Source organism: Pseudomonas sp. xss_2, from assembly GCF_043104195.1.
Classification (GTDB): domain Bacteria; phylum Pseudomonadota; class Gammaproteobacteria; order Pseudomonadales; family Pseudomonadaceae; genus Aquipseudomonas; species Aquipseudomonas urmiensis.
In genome coordinates this window covers 22,492-30,023 of sequence record NZ_JBICKL010000106.1, presented here as the reverse complement: position 1 = coordinate 30,023, position 7,532 = coordinate 22,492, and the positions used below count along the sequence as shown (strand labels likewise).

At 63.3% G+C, this 7,532-nt stretch carries 8 protein-coding genes and 1 pseudogene; 1 reads left to right on the top strand and 8 read right to left on the bottom strand.

Annotated elements, in window-relative coordinates; all coding sequences use genetic code 11:
* Positions 1-641, top strand: a pseudogene (locus ACF8K2_RS24870) (transposase); the annotation flags it as partial.
* A 192-nt stretch (positions 642-833) separates the two neighbouring features.
* On the opposite strand, the gene ACF8K2_RS24865 reads toward ACF8K2_RS24870, so the two are convergent.
* The 8 genes from ACF8K2_RS24865 to ACF8K2_RS24830 form a co-directional block, all read right to left on the bottom strand.
* Complete coding sequence (locus ACF8K2_RS24865) at positions 834-1,562, bottom strand: TIGR03747 family integrating conjugative element membrane protein (protein WP_392468408.1); 729 nt, start codon at positions 1,560-1,562, stop codon at positions 834-836.
* A gap of 35 nt (positions 1,563-1,597) precedes the next feature.
* Positions 1,598-3,724, bottom strand: coding sequence for a type IV conjugative transfer system coupling protein TraD (traD, locus tag ACF8K2_RS24860; protein WP_392468405.1), 2,127 nt, complete (start codon positions 3,722-3,724; stop codon positions 1,598-1,600).
* Between the two features lie 9 nt (positions 3,725-3,733).
* Positions 3,734-4,108: an integrating conjugative element protein gene (locus tag ACF8K2_RS24855; protein WP_392468414.1), complete on the bottom strand. Its 375-nt coding sequence runs from the start codon at positions 4,106-4,108 to the stop codon at positions 3,734-3,736.
* An 83-nt stretch (positions 4,109-4,191) separates the two neighbouring features.
* Positions 4,192-4,746, bottom strand: coding sequence for a transglycosylase (locus tag ACF8K2_RS24850; RefSeq protein WP_392468402.1), 555 nt, complete (start codon positions 4,744-4,746; stop codon positions 4,192-4,194).
* Complete coding sequence (locus tag ACF8K2_RS24845) at positions 4,716-5,444, bottom strand: TIGR03759 family integrating conjugative element protein (RefSeq protein WP_392468400.1); 729 nt, start codon at positions 5,442-5,444, stop codon at positions 4,716-4,718. Before ACF8K2_RS24845 ends, ACF8K2_RS24850 begins: the two co-directional genes overlap by 31 nt.
* Before the next feature lie 10 nt (positions 5,445-5,454).
* Positions 5,455-6,123 (bottom strand): hypothetical protein, encoded by a 669-nt coding sequence (locus ACF8K2_RS24840; RefSeq protein WP_392468398.1) that lies wholly within the window; start codon positions 6,121-6,123, stop codon positions 5,455-5,457.
* Positions 6,120-6,638 carry a PilL N-terminal domain-containing protein gene (locus tag ACF8K2_RS24835; protein WP_392468396.1) on the bottom strand — a complete coding sequence of 173 codons (519 nt, stop codon included), beginning with the start codon at positions 6,636-6,638 and terminating at the stop codon, positions 6,120-6,122. Before ACF8K2_RS24835 ends, ACF8K2_RS24840 begins: the two co-directional genes overlap by 4 nt.
* A gap of 130 nt (positions 6,639-6,768) precedes the next feature.
* Positions 6,769-7,485, bottom strand: coding sequence for a hypothetical protein (locus tag ACF8K2_RS24830; RefSeq protein WP_392468393.1), 717 nt, complete (start codon positions 7,483-7,485; stop codon positions 6,769-6,771).
* Positions 7,486-7,532: the final 47 nt, after the last annotated feature.

Here is a 7,532-nt window from a genome sequence, read left to right as displayed (position 1 = left end):
AAGTCACCAATGTTGGCAATGACCGAACACAGTTGAGCAATATGGCGAACCAGGCACGCGAAGAGATCGGTGCTGAGTCGCTGACAGTGGTCGCCGACCGAGGCTATTACAAAGGTCCGGAGATCCTTGCTTGCGAGCAGGCCGGGATCACCACTTTTGTCCCGAAGCCGCTGACATCAAGCAGCAAAGCGGAAGGCCGATTCGGCAAGTAGGACTTCTTCTACATCGCTGCATCGGATGAATACCGATGCCCTGCGGATCAACTACTGACCCGCAGGCATTCTTCGGTGGAAGACGGCATGTTGCTGCACTCCTACTGGTTCTCTGGCTGCCAAAGTTGCGCCATGCAGAAGCAGTGTACGACGGGTAAGGAACGCCGGTTGAAGCGCTGGGAGCATGAAACGGTAGTCGAAGCCGTGCAGATCCGATTGGAACATGACCCAGGAAAGATGAAAGTTCGCCGGCAAACGGTGGAGCATCCCTTCGGAACGCTCAAATACTGGATGGGAAGCACTCACTTCCTGACCAAAACCCTACCGAGGGTAAGCACCGAGATGAGCCTTCACGTGCTTGCTTACAATCTCAAACGAATGATGAGCATCTTCGGCATCGCTGGGCTGATTGAAGCGATCAGGACTTGAGGCCAAGCATTTTTTGCGTCCGTATACGGCTATTCGGGCCGCTGCCGCGGCCCAAATAGCGCGGGCCGCGTCCGGTGCCCGACTGAGGTAGATCAGTACTTAGATCTGCTGAATTGACAGGGTGCCCCAGCTTCTTTCGCTACTCGATGTACTTACTTGCGTTTTCACACAGCCTGGGTCGACAACGGACAGTCAAAGGTATTTTTTGAAAGTCGCAGCCGTGATTGCCACCATCCATCCAAGTACCGCAGCGCATGGCAGTAGAACCCAAACGGGATTCATCGATAAGGGAAGAGAGAGGTAGATCACCCAAGGGCTTACCATCAGCGGCAGCAGCGTCCGCTTCGCTCGATGGTACACGAAGCTGCTCTCCCGTCCCGCCCCGAACTTGCGCAGGTCGCGATGCATTAAGCCATCAACCGCGCCGGTGATCACGGCAAGCATGAACAGTGGGGTGGCCAAGGTGAGAACGACCAGTCGCACGACGAAAGTAAAGACCGTAAACAAGGCCGCCAGCAGGTAGTCCTGCATCACAGCGTAGACTTGTGCGAGCTGCCCCTGCAATGACGTCTCACGACTGAGCAGCTTCAGCTGTGCATCGGATGTCCCCCATCCAGAGCGCACAACGACCCAGTCGTTGAGATGTTCGAGTACCTTGAAAGTCGCTTGAGCGGGTTCTTGCACGAGCAATGAATGCTTGAAGTGATTACTAAGCCAGCCGAGCTCACTCAGCCACATGGCATGGCTGTGATGCCAGCCCTGCTCGGGCCAGAACCAGAGCATGCCCACGAACTCCAGCATGATGGAGAAGATCAGCGAGGCAATCAGCAGTCCAAGTAGCCGCAGACACAATTCGAGAATGCCGAAGATGAGCCCCGGATTTCGCTGTTGGGGCGGTGGACTGACTGGGGTAGTAGGCATAGGGGCTCCACAGTCCTCGGTTGCTCACGGTGCCCTTACGGGTTGTGCCTGCGCCCCGGTGCAGGCATTTCGGGGTTGAAATCGACCGTTGGCGCTCCGCCGGCGCTGCTCCACCAAGTCCCTGCATTGGCGTTGTAGGACTCGCGCATGCGTGCAGCCAGAGTCTGCAGATCCGCCGGCATCGCATCGTCGCTAGCCGGCTTCGGTAGCGCCATCCGGACCTTCCACAGCTGTCCGCCTTCCTGGAACGAGAACATCTGGCCTTTGGGCAAGGCGATGATGTGCGCCGGTTCGATCAGCGGCACGGCGGTGGTGGTGATCCGGTCCTGCGAGGAGGAGGTGAAGTCGGTCCGGGCGTCGGGATCGGCGGTGTCCGTCGCGCCGGAGACCAAGGTGCGGGTCTGCACGTTGACCTTGGGCAGCTGATTGGTCAGCAGTTCGGCAGTCGCGGTTTCCCGTACGCGCAGCATCTGCAGGGTGTTGAAATTGCCGATGACCTGACCGGCCTTGGCCCGGCTGCCGATGCGTGCCTCGATGTCGCTCAAGGTCTGGGTGTAGGCGGTGACCTGGATACCCGCACCGCCGCCCTTGTTGATCAGCGGGATGAACTCGTCGCCCATCAGCTCGTTGAACTCGTCAGCGTGCAGGTTGATGGGCACCTTGTCGGTCGCGCTGGAGGAATTCGGGAGACCGTGGTCGATGCCGTGCTTGTAGATGTGCCCGGCGACGGAGACCAGGTCGGCAAACATCGAATTGCCGACCGCTGCGGCGACCTCGGCATCGGACAGCGCATCCAGGCCAACGTAGACGATGCCGCGTTTACGGATGACCTGCAGCCAGTCGAAGATCGGACGTGGATCATCCAGATCGGCATAGTTGGGGGCCAGCAACTGGGCCGTCTTGCCACTGGTGAGCTTTTCCAGCAACGGCAGCAGTGAGGCTACGATCTTGTCGAAGTAGGTGCGGTCGTAACGCACTGCCGAGCGCAGGCCATCCATGACCGGGTCGAAGAGGCGTTTGGCGGTCAGGTACTGCTCGATGGCGACCACGCGTTTCTCGCGGCCGATCATGTGTCGTGGCACGTTTTTCTCGTTGAGCCGAGCCTCGAGATCAACGATGGTCTCCCAGGCCTGTGGATCATGACGGGCAAAGAAGTGCTGGGCGTACTCGATGAACAGCGCATCGATGTTCACCACATGGTGCTGGATCTGCAGGTAGTCCGGGCGCCGGCCCAGCTCGATCAGGGCCCTGGCGATGATGTTGACGAAGCGCCAGGCGAACTCACGAAACGCCGCCGAGTTGCCTTCACCGCTCAACTGCCCAGCGATACGGGTGGCGACTTCCGAGATACGACCAAAGCGGCCGATGGCGTTGTAGCGTGCGGAAATCTCAGGCCAGCCCAGGTGGAAGACGTAGAACTCGTGCTCACGGCCGGCGCGTCGTGCTTCCACGTACATGCGCTTGAGCAGGTCGGCATCGCCTTTGGGGTCGAAGACGATCACCACTTCCTGGCTCGGCCGGTGGATGTCCTGGGTGATGTAGACCTCGGCCAAGCGCGTCTTGCCGACCCGGGTAGTTCCCAGCACCAGGGTATGGCCAACACGCTCGCCCAGTGGCAAGGAGGCCTCCTGCTCGTTGGGCTCGACGCCGTGCAGTAGCGGTGAGCCACCCACGGGCGGTAGCGGTCGTACCGGGTTGAGTGGGCTGTCCCAGGCGGTGACCCGGGGCAGGAGGGAGAGCCCTGGTGGCGCCTTTTCCAGAAGGTGCTCCAGGCGCCGAGCCCACTGGTAGGCGGCCGACTGATTGACATAGCGGGCGAGCGCGGGGTCCTGCGCCTCCAGTAAACGCTGGGTGTGCCGGCGGCTCCAGCGAAAGCCACGGCCCATGAACAGGCGCTTGCTGCTGACCGGGATTTGTTGGCTGGTCAGTGAATAGCGTGGGAGGCGGCGAATGTTGCGCCGATAACGCAGGACAATGCGGGCCTCGTTGAGGCGCTTGAGGCCGAACGCGGTGTAGGCCAGGGCCATGCCGGCGCCGATCTCCGGCGATAGGGCTACCGCCCAGGGCGAATGCAGACACAGCGCGCCAGCACCGGCGCAGATGCCCACGGTGTACAGCTCCACTGCCGGGCGCAGTAGGGATTCCATCGCATGATCACCCATGGTGCTCCCTCACTGTTCCATGCCGGTCGGTGTGATCAGTACCGGGTAGTGTTCCAGCGCCAGCCGCTCGGCGATGTCGTCGCCGCTCACCGGCCAAATGGCCAACCCAGGCGCTATCGCCTGGATGCCCTGCAGCGCTGCCGCATCCGCGACCTCAACGGCCAGGCCGTGGGCGCCCAACCGCTTCAGCGCTGGAGCGTGCTGCGCCAGCCACGCCAATGAGGCGGCGTCCGCGCCAACCAGGAACAGCGGGGCCATGCCTGGCAGGTCTAGGGCTCTGCGTGGCACCTCCCCTGGCGAGAGGCGCGCGCTGCGCACCGGCAGCACCCAGTTCAGGGTGCGTGGGTCGGGTTGTTCGACCGGCGCGGCCGATTCGGTGGCCATGGCAGGGGGCGTTGGCACAAGCCATACCCCGGCGGCCAACGACCCCATCAGCCCGCAGATCAGTGCGCCCTGGCGAACGTCAATCATGAGCGTGGTCCTCCACGGCTGGACGTGGCGGCTTTAAGGCGTTGCCAGCGCTGGCGGAACTGCGTGCGGTAGCGCACCGCCGGGGCCCCTCCCGCAGGCCGGTGATAGCGGCCGGCGGCAATGACCCAATCACCGGCGTCGGCGTAGTGCGCGCGCAACAGGTCGGCGGTGACGACGAGGTTGGCGCGCGGATCGAGGGCATCGCAGGCGGTGGGATAACGCTCCGGGTGATAACCCAGGTTGGTTTGCCCCAGGCCGACATCGATGCGCTTAGGGTCATGCCTGTTGAGCGCCACGATGAGAGCGCTGCAGGCCTGGTCGCGGGTGGCGAAACGCTGTGGCGTGCCGGCCACATTCAAGGTCCATGGCCAGGGGATAAGCTGCCCACGCAGCAACGTTCCGCTCTCCTGCTGGGCAATGGCGAACAACACCGAGGCTGGGATGCCGGCCTGGGCGGCGGCCAATTGGTACGCCGGCGGAGGCAGGCCGCCTGCTTGGGCCGCAGTCACTCCCATCAGGGTCAGGGCGAGGGTGAATCGACGCGCTGCCATTTCCCTTCCACCTGTTGAAAGCGCGCGGGCAGGGGGCGGCTGGCGCCGAGGGCGAACCAGCGGCCGTGGTCGTGATTGAGGGTGACCTGGCCGTTGCCAACCTGGGCAGGGGTAATGCCCACATTGCGCGCCCATTGGCGAATGCGCGTATCGTCACCCTGGCTGCCCACCAGGTAGACGTCCAGATGAGCGCCCGTGCTCAACCATTGGCGGAGGCTGGCCTCGCAGGTCGCGCACGGGTCCTCTACAAAGACGGCATAGCGCGCGTTGCTCGACGGGGGGACTGCCTCGCTCATTCCCTGTACCGGCAGCAGGCCCGGGAACAACCGCACCCAGGCAGCGGTATAGGCTTTTTGATAGGCCAGTTCGCGCTCGGCACGTTTGGCTTCGAGGCGCACCTGTAGCTCGGCGTAGCGCTGGCGCTCCTGATCCGAATCGGCTTCCACGCCCAGGGTGGTCAGCGGGTCGAGTTGCGGTGACCAGTACTGGCGGGGTCCGCTCTGCAGGCGCTCGAACTTGGCCCATTCGTCATCGGTCAGCCCCCAGGCCTTGGCCTGGGCTGCGGATCGCGCTTGCTGCAGCGCGGCCTGCTCGCTGGACTGCTGCTGCGATTCGACCGTGGCTGGGGCACTCCATCCCGGTCCCGATACCAGGCAGATGGGGAATAGGAGCAGTGAGAGAGTGATGAATCGGGCCATATGCACCTCATCACGGCAGGGGCAGTGAACGTTCGCCGAGCCCAGGCACCTGGAACACGGCCTGGTTTCGACGAATGGCCTTGAGCTGCCAGTCGTTCAGGCTGTCACCGGGCTGGAGCAGGTGGACGGTCGACAGGTCGTGCGCGCCGGCCGGCAGGGCCGAGACCAACCGGACGTCGCCGCGAGTCTCGACACCCAGCAGCGTGAACGGTGGCGTCGGGGCTTGGGTTTTGCTGAGCTGCTTGGTGGGCGCTGCAGGCTGGGACTGTATGGATGACGCAGTCGGTCGAGCCTCCAGGAGGCGCACAGCGGTTTCGGCGCTGTCCAGTCGTTGCTCCAGCGCTGCCAGATCGGATTTGCTCGGACCCAGCGGCACCGCGTCAATGGCCTTGATTGAAGCGCTCACCTCGTCCAACTGTTTGCTCTGTGTCGCGAAGTTCGCGTCCTGCAGGCGCTGGTGCTCGCCCAGCGCTTTCACTTGCGGCGAGAGCGCCGCGATAGTGGTGCCGAGTGTATCGAGATCCCGCCGCAGCGCCGGTACGGGATCGGCTGGCGCATTATCAGCGGCGACCAGGAGCGCGGTCAGTTGTTGCTGGTGGTTGTAGGTCACGGCGGCCAGTACGGCGGCGCCGAGGCACAGGGCCCCGAGCACCAGGGCCTGAAACTGATGGACCTTCATGGCGCGATCTCCAGAGGCGGGTGAGGTGGGGTGGGCATCGGTGCGCGAAGGGCGTAGCACACGCTGCGTTGGACCGGGTCGATAACCAGCCGCCAGGCCGGGCCGCCAAGGATGGTCAAGGCGTCAAGCAGCGCCATCGGCCCGAGTTGGTGCTGTACCGCCGGCAGGGGACGGCTGAACAAGGTGGTGACCTCGGCGCGGTTGGCGCAGAGCGAGTAGCCCGAGCGCTGCAACACGTGGTGCAGGGCATCACCGACCGTCGCGTGCAGCGCCGGTGAAATCTGTACGGTGATGAGCTGGAACAATGGCTGGCGTTGCTCCAGCGTCGGCTGCGTGCTGATCAGGGTGTAGCGGTCCTGGCGGACCCACGCCGGTGACGCTGACAACGGCTTGGAGAGGGTAGCCGGAGCCGGTACGGCCTTGGCTGGCGCCATCGGTGGGGTGATGGCAGGCGACGTGTTGCAGCCCGCCAGCGCGAGCATCAGGACAAGGTAAGGAAGTGCGGGCGTGTGCATGAGCAGGTCTCGACAGAAGTTGCCGACACCTTGGCAACGCGCGCGAGGCGCACCCACTGAAAAACCGAAGTTGCCCGGCCGGTTTATCGGACCCAAGGCATAAAAAAGGCGCCCTCAAGGGCGCCTTGGATTAATCGTCAGCAAAAACCGGCAGGCCTGCCAGCGGGGCTGCATCGGGATCGAACACCAGAAAGCGCGTGTCGGCCTGGCCGGCCAGTAGCAACAGGGTCATCAACACCGGTGGTACCTGTTCATCCAGCAGACGCGTGCAGACCTCCGCCGCTGAGCAACCTAAGCCCTCTACATGAACGCTGCGGTGCCAGGGTGTCGAGTACAGCTTGCAGCCGACGCAACGGTTGCTGACCAACTGGAAGCATTCAAAGAAGCCGGCCGGTCGTTCGCTGTGGGCAAGCTGCTCAAGGTAGGCGTACTCGTCGGCCGGTAGGTGCGATGAGCTGATCTCCCAGCTGCGGCTGTAGTGGCCGGTGGCAAAGGACAGCTGCTGCATCAGGTGCTTCGCCGCTTCCAAGCTGGGAAGGTCGCCAACGTGTACCGAGCCAGTCAACCGCTCGGCGGTGACTTGGTACAGCACGGTGGTGACCACGCCGTCAGCGGGCAATTGCATGCGAAGGAAACCCGAGACATCCTGGCCTTCCGTGATGACCGCGCAGTCGTCATCGAACACGCACGCCTGGCAGCTGATGTGATCGTCGTCCAAGTCCAGTTGGGCGGTGTGCAGGGGACGGTAGCAGGGTGGACAATGGTCGTCGTAGTGGATCTGGACCACACGTTCGCAGGAGAACGCATGGAAGCCGCGGGCAAAGGGGTTAGGGGTTGAGGTGAGCATGGTGGCGCTCCAGAAAAGGAAAGCCACCCCATGCAGGCGGTGGCGGG